Below are 16,157 nucleotides of genomic sequence, written 5' to 3'. Positions count from 1 at the left end.
CCTCTGTACTAATTAAATTTAAATTGTCATCTGTTATTCTTAGCATTTTTTTGATATGATTATTCATGACATGTCGTCCTTTCTATCTGATATTTTTGTTTGGTACTTAAATTTTACTAGATAGACGACATGTTTTTAAATAAAATAAACTAAAAAAGGCTGATGAATCAGATTTTGATTCATAAGTCCTTTAAATTATAGAGCCGTAAAGATCTGGAAATAGTTGTTTTCTAGGTCTTTTTTTGTATTTAAATTCTTAAAAGACAATGACTGATATTAAAATAGTTTATTTTTTTTCATATAAAATTCAATTAGTCGAAAGATGATAGGAGTATGATTTTAAAAAGAAGGGTTTTTAGTACGAGAAAAAATCTTTTGATGTTATAATAGCATGTAAAGAAATGGAGGATGATTTGTATGAAGAAATCAACAAAATGTGCCATTGCAGCGACAGGTGTCGTAAGTATTATTGCCGTAACAAAATTAACAAAAAAAGGGATTGAAAAAACAACAGAATCTGTGAATCGTCTAAAATATAAATTGTTAGTAAAAGATAAATTACAAGACAATCAAAACTTATTAGACATTGTAGATGATTTAGATGATGAAGAATTAAAAACAATGGTTGGTGTATTTGAAAGATTAGAAACAGAACCTGCTGACAGTCATATTGACTCTCTAAAATCAAAATTAGGTTCAATCAAAGCACAAGTTAAATCCTAAAAAATAATTAAATAACAAAAGAACACAAAAAAAGTTGAGAATTAATCTCAACTTTTTTTGCTTCCATAAGACTAGACTTTGTAAGGGAAGGGGAAACCTAGTCTTACTTCAATTATTAGCCGAATAAATTAAATGAATTAATTTATACTTTAAGTTTAAGTTATATGTAGGAAAGTCACAATGGAAAAGGACAAGTTAATTAAATAACGCAGATTAGAATGTTTATAAACATTGATATATCAACCAATTTAGAGTTATCATTTTTTTCTCATACATACGCAAAAACCCGAAATAAAATAAGTAATAATTACTGAAAATTGTCAAAAAAGTATGAAATGATTCTGAAAATCGGAAATGTTTTTTAAGTATTCAAAATGTTGTATAATAGTAAGGACGACTTTTATGAAAAAGAAAGAATAATGAGGACGGTGACGGATAGTGAAAAAAATATTAGTTGTAGATGATGAGAAGCCCATTTCAGATATAGTGAAGTTTAATTTAACAAAAGAAGGATACGAGGTGTTTACTGCCTTTGATGGAGAAGAAGCGATTGAAATGGTTGATGAGGTAACCCCTGATTTGATTATTTTAGATTTGATGCTACCCAAAAAAGATGGACTAGAAGTGTGTCGTGATGTGCGTAAAAAATACGATACCCCAATTATCATGGTAACAGCCAAAGATTCTGAAATCGATAAAGTATTGGGATTAGAACTTGGTGCAGACGATTACGTGACAAAGCCATTTTCTAACCGCGAGTTAGTGGCTCGAGTGAAAGCTAACTTACGTCGACATGATAATACGACAGCTAAGACAGAAGAAGCACCGGGTAATGAGTTAACAATCGGTGCGTTAACCATTCATCCAGATGCTTATGTGGTATCCAAACGAGGCGAAACCATTGAGTTAACCCATCGTGAATTTGAGTTACTTCACTACCTTGCTAAACATATTGGTCAAGTAATGACTCGTGAACATTTGTTACAAACTGTTTGGGGATATGATTACTTTGGTGATGTGCGTACAGTAGATGTGACAGTTAGACGTTTAAGAGAAAAAATAGAGGATAATGCTAGTCATCCAAATTGGTTGATTACCCGACGTGGCGTTGGTTATTATCTTAGAAATCCAGAACAAGATTAGGTGAATCGTATAATGAAAAAAAATAGAACGCCCTTTTTTTCATCGGTTCACTTTAAAATTGCCTTGGTGTTTGTGTTGTTACTGATGATTTCGATTGAAATTATTGGGGCTATTTTTATTCGAGTTCTTGAAACATCAACCATTCAAACCTTTGAAGAGAATGTGACAAATCAAGTTGAAACACTCGCCACCAATTTAAGTTCTGAAATCAGTAAGAAAAATGACTCACAACAAGAATCCAACTTGAAGAGAATTTTAGATGAATTTTCTAAAAATGATATTTTAGAAGTTCGTTTAGTCGATGATAAAGGGATTGTTATTGCGACAAGTGACCCAAATCTTCAAGGAGATGTTGGGAAGAAAAATGATTATGAGTTGTTTAACTCGTTTAATCAGAAAAAAGAAGAGCGAACAGACCCTCAAACTGGGCAAAGGGTATTTATTAACATTGAGCAAATTTACTCGCCTACTGGAGATACGGTTATTGGGTCGTTATATGTTAAAAGCAATATAGAAAGTAAGTACCAACAAGTCAGTGAAATTACGATGATTTTCTTTTATGCTTCGATGATAGCCCTTATTTTTACCCTCATTATTGCGTTGCTTGTGTCTAGAACCATTACAAAACCCATTGGTGAAATGAAACAACAAGCAGACAGAATTGCTAATGGTGATTATTCAGGTCAAGTAGAAGTTTATGGAAAAGATGAATTAGGGCAGTTAGGGGAAACATTTAATGAACTCTCTTATCGTGTCAAAGAAACACAAGAAACCATGGATGCTGAAAGACGTCGATTGGATAGTGTTTTAACGCATATGTCTGATGGCGTTATTGGGACGGATCGTCGTGGAAACATCATTTTAATTAATGACACAGCATTAAACTTACTTCGAATTGGCACGGAAGATGTTATCAATCAATCTATTTTAGAGTTACTAAAATTGGGAGATGAGTATAGCTTTAGAGATTTACTAGAAGTACAAGAAGATGTGTTACTCGATTTTAGTGAAGATTTTAGTGAAACAACTCTTATTCGTGCAGAGTTTTCAATGATTCGCCGAGAGTCTGGTTTTATTAGTGGGTTAGTGTGTGTGCTTCATGACGTGACCAAAAAGGAAAAAGACGAAGAAGAGCGTCGCCAATTTGTATCCAATGTGTCTCATGAGTTACGAACACCACTCACAAGTATGAAGAGTTACATTGAAGCTTTACTTGACGGTGCATGGCAAGACCCAGAAGTTGCCCCACAATTTTTAAAAGTCACACAAGAAGAAACCAATCGCATGATTCGTATGATTAATGACTTACTTCAATTATCACGTATGGATGCCAATAAGATTGAATTACAAAAAGAATTGGTTAATTTAAATGAATTGTTTAATTATGTGTTAGATCGTTTTGATATGGTTATTAAAGATAGTGATAGAAATTATGTGATTAAACGAGAATTTACTCAACGAGCGATTTGGGTGGACATTGATACCGATCGTATGATTCAGGTGTTAGATAATATTTTAAATAATGCAATGAAATATTCACCAGATGGCGGTACGATTACGTGTCGCTTACTTGAAACGCATAAGAATGTCGTATTAAGTATTTCAGATGAGGGATTAGGTATTCCAAAACAAAACCTTGGACGTGTATTTGATCGATTCTTCCGAGTGGATAAGGCACGATCTCGCGCAATGGGTGGTTCTGGATTGGGATTAGCTATTTCAAAAGAATCAATCTTGGCTCATGGTGGAAATATTTGGGCTGAAAGTGAAGAAAATAAAGGCTCGACATTCTTTATTTCGCTACCTTATGAACCTTACGAGGAGGATCTATGGGAATGAGTAAAATGGGAGAGAATATATTAAAAATCGGTGTCATTTGCATGGTGCTACTGAGTCTATTTTTATCATGGAAGATTTGGACCAAACCTGCCAACCGAGGATTTCAGGATAGAACAGCTAAAGTTAAAGCTGTTGTGCAAAAAAAAGACATGACAGAAGTGTATATGCCAACTAAATTGTTTTATCATCACGGGACTGGGGATCATTTTTTATATACTAATAAAGAGTCCACTATGACAAGTTTACATGAAAAAATTGTGTCACTTGAATTTGATACCTCGCGTACTATGACAACGGCACAAGTTGAGAGCTTAACAACCCAACGAGATTTATTTAATTTAGTTTATCCAAGTGCTATTCCAGCTTCTTTATTTATTAATATGAATAATTTATCCATCACGCTACCTCGTGACAGTAAAAATCTAATGTTTAATTGGCTAATTATGTCATTAGATGATAACAAATTGTATTTTGTTAATTATCAAAATAAATCAGGGGTAGAAATAGAGGTTAAAGGAAATATTGCAAGCATTACCTCGATACTTGATGCTGAAAGCAATAACTATGTGAATGCTTTTTTACCAACAGATAACGTTGCTGGTATCTATTATTTGGCGGATAGTGCTAAGCTAAAAACTTATAGTTATATTATTGCTACTCAGTCCTTTACAACATTTTCACGAGGTTTTTTCAATCAGCCAAATGATTTGTTCTCAAACGAAGGAGAAAATTTAAGTTTATCGAATAGCGAGGGCGAATCCTTAACAATCGATAGTCAAACAGGTGAGGTTAATTATTTTGGTAAACTAAAACAAAATCATTCTGGTAGTGAAAATAGTTTGTACTATGATACCTTTCAATATGTAGAAGACATGGGTACCTCTTTAGGAAATTTAAGGTATTTTTCAGATACAAGCAATGAAGTGGTTTATAGAAATTACGTTGAAGGTTTTCCAGTGTTTGGTGAAAATATGAAAGGTAGTTTAGCGACAACCGTTCAAAATAAAAATGTGTTTATTAAAGCAAACCAAGATACCTTGCAAATTCCGCTACCATCAGATGATTCTGTGACACTTGTGCCAACACAAGAACTCGTGGATAGTTTGAAAAATCAAGGTGTTGATATGTCCAAAATAATGGATATCCAGATAGGTTATAGATGGGAACAAAATAAAGAAACCCAACAGGCCATTGATTTAGTCCCTTCATGGTACATTAAGTATGATAACATGTGGATGACTCAAGAAAAGTTAGAAAAAACATTGACTAAAGGAGGCCAAACTTAATGGATTTTAGACGAGTTGAAGGCATCTTTTTTATCGTGTTTTTATTTTTAAATATGTTTCTATTCTATATTTACCAAGAAGGAAGAGAGCCTCAAGATTATATTTCAACAGGTAGTATTTCAGAAAATTTAGAAGAACGTTTAAAGGCAGACCATATTGAAGTTCCCAAAGATTTGTCAAAAATAAAAAGAGAAGGTTACTATCTTTCGGCAGAAGAAGATGAATTAGTTGCTGATGCACGTGAAAAATTGGCAGATCAATCTTGGCAAGTGAACAATGATCAACTCACTAGTCAAATAATGGCTCAATCAGATACTGTGATAAAAAAATCAAAAGATATTGAGTCGATTAATCAATTTATCCGTAACCCATCTAATGTGTTGTATGGGAAAGATTATGTATTAAATGAGGAAGAAACCATTCCATTAAAAAATTATATTTATAATCAAACATATGAAGGCATTCCATTTTATGATGAAACAGCACAGTTATCAGTGATTGTTTCTCAAGATAAGTTTGAAAGTGACCAAATATCTAGTTATAAACAAACACATATTAGTCGAATTGAGCCACTGCGTGAGGTACAAAGTGTGATTTCTGAAAGAGATGCGATTATTAGTTTATATACGAACAATCGTATTCAATCAGGCGATACTGTTAAATGGATTCATTTGGGGTATACTAGAATTTTTACTGTTAGAGGAAAAAATGTCTACATTCCAGCATGGTTTGTTTCAGTTGAGAGTAGTAAAAATGTGATACAAACAGAACGTGTGAACGCCTTTACTAATGCGGTCATCTCATCTTCTGTATCAGAGGTCATTAATAAGTAGGTAGTAGGAAGGATGCATATAATAGTGTCAGAAACAAGTTTTAATATTAGTGTGTTGGCTAGTGGAAGTACTGGAAATTCGTTGTATATTGAAACAGATAAACGAAAAGTGCTAGTCGATGCTGGTCTTAGTGGAAAAAAAATTACGAGTTTATTAGCATCCATTAATCGTTCTCCGGATGATCTAGATGCGATTCTTGTGACACATGAGCATCGTGATCACATACATGGTGTAGGGGTTTTAGCAAGAAAATATCATTTAGATATTTATGCCAATGAATTAACTTGGCATGCAATGGAAAAATCAATTGGCAATGTTCCTTTTGAACAACGACATATATTTGATATGGGAAAAGTGATGACTTTTGGTGATATGGATATCGAAAGTTTTGGCGTGTCTCATGATGCGGTAGCGCCACAATTTTATCGATTTTATAAAGACGATAAATCTTTTGTTGTCTTGACTGATACAGGTTATTGTAGTGAACAAGTTAAAGGTGTCATAAAAAATGCTGATGCTTATTTACTAGAAAGTAATCATGACCCAAATATGTTGCGTATGGGACGCTATCCTTGGAATACAAAACAACGTATATTAGGGGATAAAGGGCATTTATCAAATGAAGATGGGGCATTGACTGCCACAGAAATAATTGGTGATCGTACTAAACATATTTATTTAGGTCATTTAAGTAAAGAAAATAATATGAAAGAACTAGCAAACATGACTGTCACAGGTATTTTGCAACAGCATGATATTGATGCTGGTGGTCAAGTGAAGATTATGGATACTGATCCAGACAAAGCGTGTGACTTATTTGCTATTTAATAAAGTGAAAGACTCAACCAACAGTGATAATTAGCTGGTTGAGCCTTTCTTCTTTTATTTAGTTAAAAGGATTAGTCTTAGCACTACTACTTTCTTCAGTCTGTTGTTCTTGAGCTTTCTTTTGTTGCTCTTCTAGTTTGCTAGAATCTTGAGTCAAGTTAACAGTTGCTTTTGCTTCTTTACCATTACGATAGTATGTTAATTCCATCTTGTCACCAATATTTTTAGAATAAAGAATGGATTGTAATTCGGCTGTACTTGCAATATCTTTACCATCAATTTGAGTAATTACATCATATTGTTTCAACCCAGCAGCCGCAGCAGGAGTATCTTTTTCAACAGAGGCAATCACGACACCATTAGTAATTTTATCATCTAATTTTAGCAAGCTTTTCTTATCTTCAGCTTTTAATACATTTAGGCTGACCATTTTAATACCAAGCATTGGACGAGCTACAGATTTTCCTTGTTCTAGTTGGTTAATGATGTTTACTACTTCATTACTTGGAATAGCAAATCCCATCCCTTCAGCGCTAACCCCTGAAGCTGCTTGAGCAATTTTACTTGAGTTAATACCGATAACTTGTCCAGCAGTATTAATTAAAGCTCCACCAGAATTACCAGGATTAATCGCAGCATCTGTTTGGATGGCTTTACTATTGATAATTGCCCCGTCAGAGGTTTGGTTTGTAATCATACGATCTTTTGCTGAGATAATCCCTTGAGAAACAGAGTTTGCAAAAGTTGAACCAAGAGGAGACCCTATTGCTAACACAGTTTCCCCAACTTTAATGTTATTTGAGTTACCAAATTCTGCAATAGTTTTAACATCTGTATCAGGTATTTCCAATACAGCTAAGTCACTATAAGTATCTGTTCCGACAATTTTTGCATCAGCTTTTTTGCCACTATTAAGCATGACGCTCACGGCACTTGCTCCTGTCACGACATGGTTATTGGTTACAATATAAGCTTTACCATTATCTTTTCTGTAGATAACACCACTACCTTCGCCAGATTCTTGTAGTTCATCTTCTGTACTTTCTGCAGATTGACCAAATATTTTTTCTATATCAGATAGTTCTGTGTTACTCTTTTGATAAGTTGTGACGGACACAACGGCATTTTCCACTTTTTCTACTGCTTTAGTGACTTCGGATTCAACATTAACATTGACATTGCTCACAGTCGTTTTTCCTTTTTCAACAGGTGCTGTAGTGGTTGAGGCGCTATTGGAAGTAGTTGTGTTTTGACCATTTATGTAAGTATAACCTCCAACTACAAGTAATCCTCCCAATGCTCCAGCAGCTAGGGAAATACCAAAACGTTTAAATAATGATTGTTTTGGTGCAGCTGAATTAGTTTTTTTATGTATAGTTTCACGTTTTTGTTCTTCGTTTGGTGTGACGTCTTTTCTCATAGATGTCATCCTCCTTTAAATTAGTGTTTAATTTATTATAAGATATATATGAGTCATTAGTCTAATATTAGTGGCTATTATTGAACAATACTTGAAAATCTTAAGATATTTTTTTAAACTATGAAGAAATGATGAAATTAAGAAAAAAGTATGAAGTGTATAAAAAATAAAAGTTATTAACAACACTTATCCACAAATCAGTGGATAAGTGGAAAACTTTCAATAATATGAAATTTTTTTCTGTGAGTAAAAATGTGGATAAGTGTGGATAACTTTTTAAACGTTAAATAGATAGAGAATAGGTGGCTAAAATATGAAAATAAAAATTATTACTGTAGGTAAGTTAAAGGAAAAATATTTAAAACAAGGGATAGAAGAATATAGTAAACGATTGAGCCGATATTGCAAATTAGAGATGATAGAAGTACCAGATGAAAAAGCACCAGAAACCCTAAGCCAGATAGAGATGGAGCAAGTCAAAGAGAAAGAAGGACAACGAATTTTAAGTAAAGTTAGCGACCAAGATTATGTTGTTGCGTTAGCTATTGAAGGCAAGCAATTATCTTCAGAAGAATTTGCAAGCGAACTAGATAAATTAACAACACGTGGGAGAAGTCAATTTGTTTTTATTATCGGAGGATCACTTGGGTTATCCACAGATGTGTTAAAGAGAAGTGATGAAAAACTGTCATTTGGTCGACTAACTTATCCACATCAATTAATGAAATTGGTTTTAACAGAACAAATCTATCGAACTTTTAGAATTAATAATGGAGAACCGTATCATAAATGATGCGGTTAATGGATGTTTTAATTAGTAAAAATTCTTAACTTGATTCTCTAATGAGCAGAAAAACATATTTTAAAACTTATTTATAGATTTTAGTCTTTACTAAGTAAACTTAATTATGTAATTTTATTAAAAAATGATCTACACAACTGTTTTTTATTGTATAAATTATTACCTATACAAGTTTTTTATGTCAGTTTCGTTACTTTAAATTAAATAGAAATTCAAAATAGTTAAATTGCATTCTCCCATTGTGTCTAAATATTGTGTTAGATTTAAAGATGTTTGTAGGTCGTTTTGAACTTACCCTAAATACGGAACAATCGTAGAGATAGTTAACGATAGAAAAAATCATATGATTATTATTGACTTATATGGTTTGTTTAACAATCCTAGATTAACCTATTATAGATGTTGTAATAATAAACCATTCGAAAAATTAACTGAGTTAGAATCAGATATACAATTATTATGTGAAAAAATAAGTATATATGGTTATAGAAAAATAACTGCTTTATATTAATAAGAAAAGGAAAGTTGTAAAAATACAATTCAACGGATTATGCAAAATATCATTGAAGATGCAAAGTAAAAATAAAAAAAAGTAGTATAACCATCCAAGGTTTCCAAAAAAATATTGAATCGTGATTTTAAATCTAATGAATCATTAAAAAACTTGCAACGGATATTATATATATATCATTTGGAAGAAAACTATTTTATTTATCTTCTATGATGAACCTATACAACGGAGAAATTCTTGCATATACTTTGGAGAAAAGTAAGATGTTGATTTCGTATTAGGAATATTATCTTAACTTCCACAACTACAAAATTGTATTTTTTATAGTTATTAAGTTTTTGTGTATATGTCATACCGTTATCAAAAAGAAATACATAAAAAAGCATCACATTAGTATGTCCCGACAAGGGACATCGCAGATAATGTTTGTATCGAATCGTCCCATTCTTTATTGCGTCAGCACCACTCTTTTAGTTATGTTCTTTTTTTACCCCTATTTTTTAGAAAAGGCTTGCAATTCTGTTAATATGAATTATAATGAAAGCGTATTAATAATTTTGATTCAATATACAAAAAAATGTATATTGAGAAAGGAGAAATAACAATGAAAAAAATAGTCGTAGGTGGACAAATTGATAAGGAAGAAGTAAGGAAATTAGTAGAGGAATATGGAAATGGTAATTTTGATATTGATGTAAAAAGTGATCTAGACGCAGCTATGGCTGTTAAAAATGGACAAGCAGATTTTTATATGGGTGCTTGTAATACAGGTGGTGGGGGTGCTTTAGCTATGGCACTAGCACTATTAGGACGTGAAAATTGTGTTACTGTTTCAATGCCTTCAAAAGTGATGGATGAAGCAGAAATAAGAAAAGAAGTGTTATCTGGTAAAAAGGCTTTTGGTTTTACAGCGCAACATAAAGAAATTGTTGTACCAATTATTATGGATGAACTTGATAAATTATAAAACTAAAAAGGAAATGGTGAAAATAGTATGGACTCTTCGAAATTAGTTGAAATAGTGACTATAGCTATTGTAGGTGGTTTAGCAGCAATTTTAGCAAATAAAGGTATAGCAGTTTTTAATGATGGGTTACGTCCTGTTGTACCAGAGTATTTAGAAGGAAAAATAAGTAAAAAAGAATTAGCAGCTACAAGTTTTGCGATGAGTTTTGGATTGGTTATTGGATTCGGTATTCCTGTTTCAATTGGCGCTTCTATCTTATTAGTACATAGTGTTCTCTTAATGACTGATATTATAGGTACTTGGGCTCCATCTGGTAAAAAAGGTCTTATAATTTCAGGGGTAGTAGGTGCTATTTATGGAGTAGGTTTAGTGTTAGGGCTACAAGCAGTTGTAGATGCATTTGCCCTAATGCCAGTTAATTTTATGGATTCATTATCACAAGTAGGTGCTCCAGTTGTTATTTCTTTTAGTATTTTTCCAGCAGTTGCAATTGCTAGTCAACATGGTTTTAAAAAAGGAAGTATCTCTTTTATTGCAACTTTATTGACATTATTTATTGTTAAACAATTTGGAACATTTAATTTGGGGAATGGCACAACACTAACTCTTAGCGCAGAAGGGCTATCACTTTTAGTAGGTATGATTTTTATGATTTATTATGCTATTAAAGTAAAAAGTGATGGAAGTAATTCAAATGAAAGTTTAGTCAGTGTTTTCTTAGAACGTGTTAATAAGATCAAGAAGAATTGGATTTGGTTATCTGTTACAGGCGGTGTAATTTCTGCTGCGACTAGCTTATTATTAATTGCTGGAGACCCAATTTCTCTAAATCTTATGTCTGAAGGTAAATTTAATGAGGCAGCGCTTGCAGCATTTGCTAGAGGAATTGGTTTTATTCCCTTAGTATTCTCAACAGCTATTGTAACAGGTGTTTATAGTCCAGCAGGGACAACATTTGTTTTTGTTGCTGGAATTTTGTTGAGAGGAAACCCAATAATGGCATTTATTGTGGGAGTACTGTTAATGTTTGTTGAAGTTCAATTATTAACAGTAATGGCGAAAGCATTAGATAGATTCCCTGGTATTAGAGAGATGGGGGAACATATTAGAACAGCAATGAATAAAGTTTTAGAGATTGCTCTTTTAATAGGTGGTGCAATGGCTTCAGAATCAATTGCGCCAGGTATAGGGTATTTCTGGGTAATAGGGTTATTATTACTAAATCAAAAAGCGAAAAGACCCGTTGTGGCGTTAGCAGTAGGACCAATTGCAGCTATTCTACTTGGTATTATCGTTAATCTTTTAAATTTAATTGGTCTATTTACACCTGTAGTAACTGGTTAAAAAGGAGATAATAGAGTTATGGTATTACAAAAAGGAATTACATACATGCATGAGCATACAACGATTGATTTATCACGTTTAAAAAATATTGATGATACAAATTTAAATTGTTTTGATGAAACTGTTGCAGAATACAAAAAATTGTATTCTAAAGGTGTTCGTAATATAGTAGATGTAACTAATATGGATATGAGAAGAAATCCAATGTATGTTAAGCGTGTTTCAGATGAAACGAATATGAATATTATTCAAGCTACAGGTTTTTATCAAGATAAATTTTTACCTGAATTTGTAACAAACCACACAGTTAAACAATTAACAGATTTCATGATTAAAGAGATCAATGAGGGAATTGCTAACACTGATATTAAAGCTCAAATCATTGGTGAAATTGGCACAAGTAAAGATATGATGACCCCACGAGAAAAAAAAGTTTTTGAAGCCTCGGTTATAGCGCAGAAAGAAACAGGTATTCCTATTACTACACATACAACCTTAGGAACATACGGACATGAACAAATCGATTTTTTTAAAGAACATGGTGCAAATCTGTGCAAAATAGTTATTGGTCATGTAGATTTAACAGGGGATATTGATTACATTTTACATATGTTAGATCAAGGTGTATACGTTGAATTTGATACTGTTGGAAAAGAAAATTATCAACCTGACCTTTTAAGAGTTAACATGTTGAAAGAAATTGAAAAAAGAGGTTACACTGATAGAGTTTTTCTATCAATGGATATTACTAGAAAATCAAATCTAGAATATATGGGCGGTATTGGTTACTCTTATTTATTAGATAAATTTGTTCCATTGGCATTAGAAAATGGTGTTTCTTCAAAATTTATTACAAAAATGTTAGAAGAAAATCCGGCAGAATTTATGAATAGAGGTTTAAAAAAATGAAAACATATCCATTGAAAAGCTTAACTATAGAGGAAGCGACTGCACTACAATTTAAATTAGTCGATTCAATTACTCGTTTTTTTCCAGGAAATGAAATTTTAACTAGGGGAGATTTAGGTGTAGTAAAAGGTCTAAATCAACCTAGAGTTACGGAAAAGGCTGAAAGGGTACTAGCTGACTTTTTTGGAGCTGAGAGTGCAATTCTTGTTAGAGGATCTGGAACAAATGCTATCAGATTGGCGCTATATGCTTCAGTTGGAGTTAATGGAACTTTGCTTGTACATGATGCAGCAGTTTATCCTACAACACAAGTCTCAATTGATATGCTAGGAATTCGCATTATAAGAGTAAACTTCAACAGATTGGATTTACTTAAAGAGGCTATTCTTCATGAAGAATTAACAGGAGTATTAGTTCAAGTCACCCGACAAAAAATTGATGATTCTTATGATTTGGAAGAGGTTATTAAAACAATCAGAGAATTGAGTGATTCTTTACCTATAGTAACAGATGATAATTATTCAGCAATGAAAACTAAAGGTATTGGGACACAATTTGGTGGAAGTTTAGCATGCTTTTCTACATTTAAATTATTAGGTCCTGAAGGTATTGGATGTATTGTTGGAGATAAAAATTATATAAATAAGTTAAGAGAAGATAACTATTCTGGGGGTAGTCAAGTTCAGGGACATGAAGCATTAGATGTTTTAAAAGGAATGGTTTATGCTCCAGTGTCGCTCGCTATTTCTTCAGATGTCAGTGAAAAATTATGTGCTAGAATTAATGAGGGAATAATTCCGGGACTTGAAAAGGCATTTGTAGTGAATGCACAATCGAAAGTTGTTGTTGTTAAATTATTAGAAAAAAATGCAAAGGAAATAATAGAAGCAGCGAGAAAATTAGGGGCTCTGCCTCATCCAGTAGGTGCTGAATCAAAATATGAATTTTCCCCTCTTATTTATAGAGTATCCGGTACATTTATAAAGACAGACCCTGAGGCGGAAGAGTCAATGATTCGAATTAATCCTAATCGGGCAGGTGTAGAAACAATAATAAGAATATTAAAAGAAGCGATAAATATAGTGAAGAAGTGAGGGAATAAAAGTGGGTAATCAATTTTTAAAAAAAAAAGGAGTTACAATTAATTATTTGGCTTCTGATTTATTACAGTTGAAAAAAGGTGACAAAATGCCTAGCATAACTGAATATCAGGATAAATACAAAGTTGCTAGAGGTACTGTTCAGAATGCACTGACGTTTTTAAAAAAAGAGGGCGCTCTATCAACTAAAAGTCAAGGACACTTAGGAACTTTTATAGAAAAAATTGATTACTCAATTCTTCAAGAGTATGCTTTATCAGAATATGTTTTAGGGACAATGACTTTACCATACTCAAGGCTGTATGAAGGACTTGCTACAGGTATTTATGAAGAATTTAAGGAAAGAAATATCAAATTAAACTTAGCCTATATTCGCGGATCTAAAGAAAGAATTAGAACCATTTCAATGAAGATGTATCGTTTTGCAATTGTATCTGAATTTGCGGCTAAACGTGCTATTCAAAACGGTGATCCGTTGAGGATAGTAGTTAATTTTGGTAAGCAGACTTATTTAAGTGGACATGTTGTATTATTTGCTAATCGTAAAAAAAATCATATTGAGGATGGAATGAGGATTGCAATAGATTACAGTTCCCTTGATCAGCAAATTTTGACAAATGATGCTATTAATGGAATACAGGTTAAGCTAGTTGAAATGCCAGGACATCAAATTATACATTCATTGAAGGATGGACAAATAGATGCTGGAATTTGGAATTTTGACGAAATTCGAGATAAAAATTATGAGGAATTAAATTATATACCTTTTGAAAATAATCAACTTGCCGATGAAATGAGCACATCTGTTATTGTTTGTCATCAGGAAGATCAATTAATGGAAGCTTTTTTTACTAAAGGCTTCAATTTAGAACATGTCATGGATATTCAACAGCAAGTAAAAGATGGGAAGTTAGTTCCTAGATATTAAGGAGACAGTAATGATTAAAGAAAAGCTAAAAATATTAGTTGATAGTGGTGTAATTGACGAGGATACACAAAATTATATTTTAAAAGTACTGCAGTATCTTCTTGAAAGAGAAGTAATAAATAGCATAGAACAAGCCGATGTTTTTTTGACGCATTTAGCAATGGCTGATACAAGGCGAAAAAGTAATGAATTGATAAGTAGTCTTGATGATTTTGTCCTGTCAGAGATTGAATCCGATCCAAAATACTGGCATTCTAAAGAGCTGTGGCAGGATCTGAATAAAATGGTTGATAAAGACTTTGAAGAAGCAGAGTTAGATTATCTATATTTACATATAATTAATTTATTAAAGGAGGAGTAATGTGTTTTTAGAAACAACAGAGCGTAGGAATCCAAATTTAATTAAAGCTGCTATAAAATTGCATAGAGATGGGGCTATTTTACCAGATACTTATGTGCTTGATTTAGATCAAATTGTGGAAAATGCAAAAATACTCAAGAAAAAAGCAGATGAAACTGGGATTGAACTGTTTTATATGACTAAACAAATTGGTCGTAATCCGCTTATTTCTAAAAAAATAAGTGAAATAGGTATTAAAAATGCTGTCGTAGTTGATTTCAAAGAAGCTATAATTATGATGGAAAATAACCTTCCGATAGGTAATGTGGGACATTTAGTTCAAGTGCCTAAAGCATTATTAGAAAAGGTTATAGGTTATGGCCCAAAATATATGACAGTTTTTTCAACTGAAATGCTAGAAGAAATCAATAATGTAGCAAAAAAGCTTAGGAAAAAACAAAAAGTTTTATTAAAGGTAATCGAACCGACAGATGAGGTATATGAGGGACAATTTGGAGGCTTTCACTTGGCTGATCTAGAGGCGGTTTCTAAATTCTCCAAGGACTTAAAAAATATAGAAATTGTTGGAATTACCTCGTTTCCATGTTTTTTATTTGATGGAAAAAACGCATTAAAACCAACTACTAATATACAAACTATTGAAAGGGCTAAAGTAATTTTAAATGAGAATGATATCAATATTTCAGAATTAAATATTCCATCAGCTACTTGTAGTAAAACAATTCCTTTAATCAAACAAATTGGTGGAACGCAGGGTGAACCAGGACATGCATTAACTGGTACAACGCCACTTCATGCTGAAATGGATTTAGAAGAATTACCTAGTATGGTTTACTTAAGCGAAGTATCTCATAATTTAGATGGAAAAGCATATTTTTATGGTGGTGGATATTATCGACGAGGACACTTGGAAAATCTACTTGTTATTGATGAAAAAAATAATTATGTTAAAGATACTATAGAATCTTTTGGTAATGAGAGTATAGATTATTATTTAACTGCCAAAAATAGTCATTCAGTTGGATCGACAGTTATAGCGGCTTTTAGAACACAAATATTTGTTACAAGAAGTGACATCGCAGTTGTTTCAGGAATCAGCTCAGCAAATCCTAAATTAGAGGGAATATATAATAGTTTAGGAAATTTAATTAGAAGGTGATAAT

Annotated in this window: 15 protein-coding genes; 14 read left to right on the top strand and 1 reads right to left on the bottom strand. The window is 32.5% G+C overall.

Annotation, left to right across the window (positions count from 1 at the left end; all coding sequences use genetic code 11):
• Nucleotides 1-417: 417 nt before the first annotated feature.
• The 6 genes from CBF36_RS08835 to CBF36_RS08810 all read left to right on the top strand — a co-directional run bounded on the left by CBF36_RS08835 (nt 418) and on the right by CBF36_RS08810 (nt 6,652).
• On the top strand, nt 418-723 hold the full coding sequence (locus tag CBF36_RS08835; RefSeq protein WP_125958093.1) for a hypothetical protein: 306 nt from the start codon (nt 418-420) through the stop codon (nt 721-723).
• Nucleotides 724-1,161: 438 nt separating this feature from the next.
• Nucleotides 1,162-1,866: a response regulator YycF gene (gene yycF, locus CBF36_RS08830; RefSeq protein WP_125958092.1), complete on the top strand. Its 705-nt coding sequence runs from the start codon at nt 1,162-1,164 to the stop codon at nt 1,864-1,866.
• A gap of 12 nt (nt 1,867-1,878) precedes the next feature.
• Complete coding sequence (gene walK, locus CBF36_RS08825) at nt 1,879-3,705, top strand: cell wall metabolism sensor histidine kinase WalK (RefSeq protein WP_125958091.1); 1,827 nt, start codon at nt 1,879-1,881, stop codon at nt 3,703-3,705.
• Nucleotides 3,702-4,991 carry a YycH family regulatory protein gene (locus CBF36_RS08820; protein ID WP_165865442.1) on the top strand — a complete coding sequence of 430 codons (1,290 nt, stop codon included), beginning with the start codon at nt 3,702-3,704 and terminating at the stop codon, nt 4,989-4,991. The genes walK and CBF36_RS08820 overlap by 4 nt, the downstream gene beginning before the upstream one ends.
• Nucleotides 4,991-5,824 carry a two-component system regulatory protein YycI gene (locus tag CBF36_RS08815; protein WP_125958089.1) on the top strand — a complete coding sequence of 278 codons (834 nt, stop codon included), beginning with the start codon at nt 4,991-4,993 and terminating at the stop codon, nt 5,822-5,824. Before CBF36_RS08820 ends, CBF36_RS08815 begins: the two co-directional genes overlap by 1 nt.
• Nucleotides 5,825-5,836: 12 nt before the next feature.
• Nucleotides 5,837-6,652 carry an MBL fold metallo-hydrolase gene (locus tag CBF36_RS08810; RefSeq protein WP_125958088.1) on the top strand — a complete coding sequence of 272 codons (816 nt, stop codon included), beginning with the start codon at nt 5,837-5,839 and terminating at the stop codon, nt 6,650-6,652.
• Between the two features lie 58 nt (nt 6,653-6,710).
• Here CBF36_RS08810 and CBF36_RS08805 read toward each other — a convergent pair whose 3' ends face one another.
• Entirely contained in the window at nt 6,711-8,072 is a 1,362-nt protein-coding gene (locus CBF36_RS08805; protein ID WP_125958087.1) for a S1C family serine protease, read from the bottom strand.
• Nucleotides 8,073-8,385: 313 nt separating this feature from the next.
• On the opposite strand from CBF36_RS08805, the gene rlmH reads away from it, so the two are divergent.
• The 8 genes from rlmH (at nt 8,386) to CBF36_RS08765 (ending at nt 16,153) form a co-directional block, all read left to right on the top strand.
• Nucleotides 8,386-8,865 carry a 23S rRNA (pseudouridine(1915)-N(3))-methyltransferase RlmH gene (gene rlmH, locus CBF36_RS08800; protein WP_125958086.1) on the top strand — a complete coding sequence of 160 codons (480 nt, stop codon included), beginning with the start codon at nt 8,386-8,388 and terminating at the stop codon, nt 8,863-8,865.
• Nucleotides 8,866-9,989: 1,124 nt separating this feature from the next.
• Nucleotides 9,990-10,352 carry a DUF2620 domain-containing protein gene (locus CBF36_RS08795; RefSeq protein ID WP_125958085.1) on the top strand — a complete coding sequence of 121 codons (363 nt, stop codon included), beginning with the start codon at nt 9,990-9,992 and terminating at the stop codon, nt 10,350-10,352.
• A 27-nt stretch (nt 10,353-10,379) separates the two neighbouring features.
• The gene (locus CBF36_RS08790; RefSeq protein WP_125958084.1) at nt 10,380-11,696 is read left to right on the top strand and encodes a YhfT family protein; all 1,317 of its coding nucleotides are present in this window, start codon (nt 10,380-10,382) and stop codon (nt 11,694-11,696) included.
• An 18-nt stretch (nt 11,697-11,714) separates the two neighbouring features.
• Entirely contained in the window at nt 11,715-12,605 is an 891-nt protein-coding gene (locus tag CBF36_RS08785) for a phosphotriesterase family protein (RefSeq protein ID WP_125958083.1), read from the top strand.
• Nucleotides 12,602-13,699 carry an aminotransferase class V-fold PLP-dependent enzyme gene (locus tag CBF36_RS08780; RefSeq protein ID WP_125958082.1) on the top strand — a complete coding sequence of 366 codons (1,098 nt, stop codon included), beginning with the start codon at nt 12,602-12,604 and terminating at the stop codon, nt 13,697-13,699. The genes CBF36_RS08785 and CBF36_RS08780 overlap by 4 nt, the downstream gene beginning before the upstream one ends.
• Nucleotides 13,700-13,709: 10 nt before the next feature.
• Nucleotides 13,710-14,633, top strand: a complete 924-nt coding sequence (gene yhfZ, locus CBF36_RS08775; RefSeq protein WP_125958081.1) for a GntR family transcriptional regulator YhfZ — start codon at nt 13,710-13,712, stop codon at nt 14,631-14,633.
• A 10-nt stretch (nt 14,634-14,643) separates the two neighbouring features.
• Nucleotides 14,644-14,994 carry a PRD domain-containing protein gene (locus CBF36_RS08770; protein WP_125958080.1) on the top strand — a complete coding sequence of 117 codons (351 nt, stop codon included), beginning with the start codon at nt 14,644-14,646 and terminating at the stop codon, nt 14,992-14,994.
• Between the two features lies 1 nt (nt 14,995).
• Nucleotides 14,996-16,153 (top strand): YhfX family PLP-dependent enzyme, encoded by a 1,158-nt coding sequence (locus CBF36_RS08765; RefSeq protein ID WP_125958079.1) that lies wholly within the window; start codon nt 14,996-14,998, stop codon nt 16,151-16,153.
• The last annotated feature ends 4 nt before the right edge of the window (nt 16,154-16,157 follow it).

The sequence above is a fragment of the Vagococcus bubulae genome (genome assembly GCF_003950315.1).
Classification (GTDB): Bacteria; Bacillota; Bacilli; order Lactobacillales; family Vagococcaceae; genus Vagococcus; species Vagococcus bubulae.
This window is presented reverse-complemented; position numbering and strand designations above follow the sequence as displayed.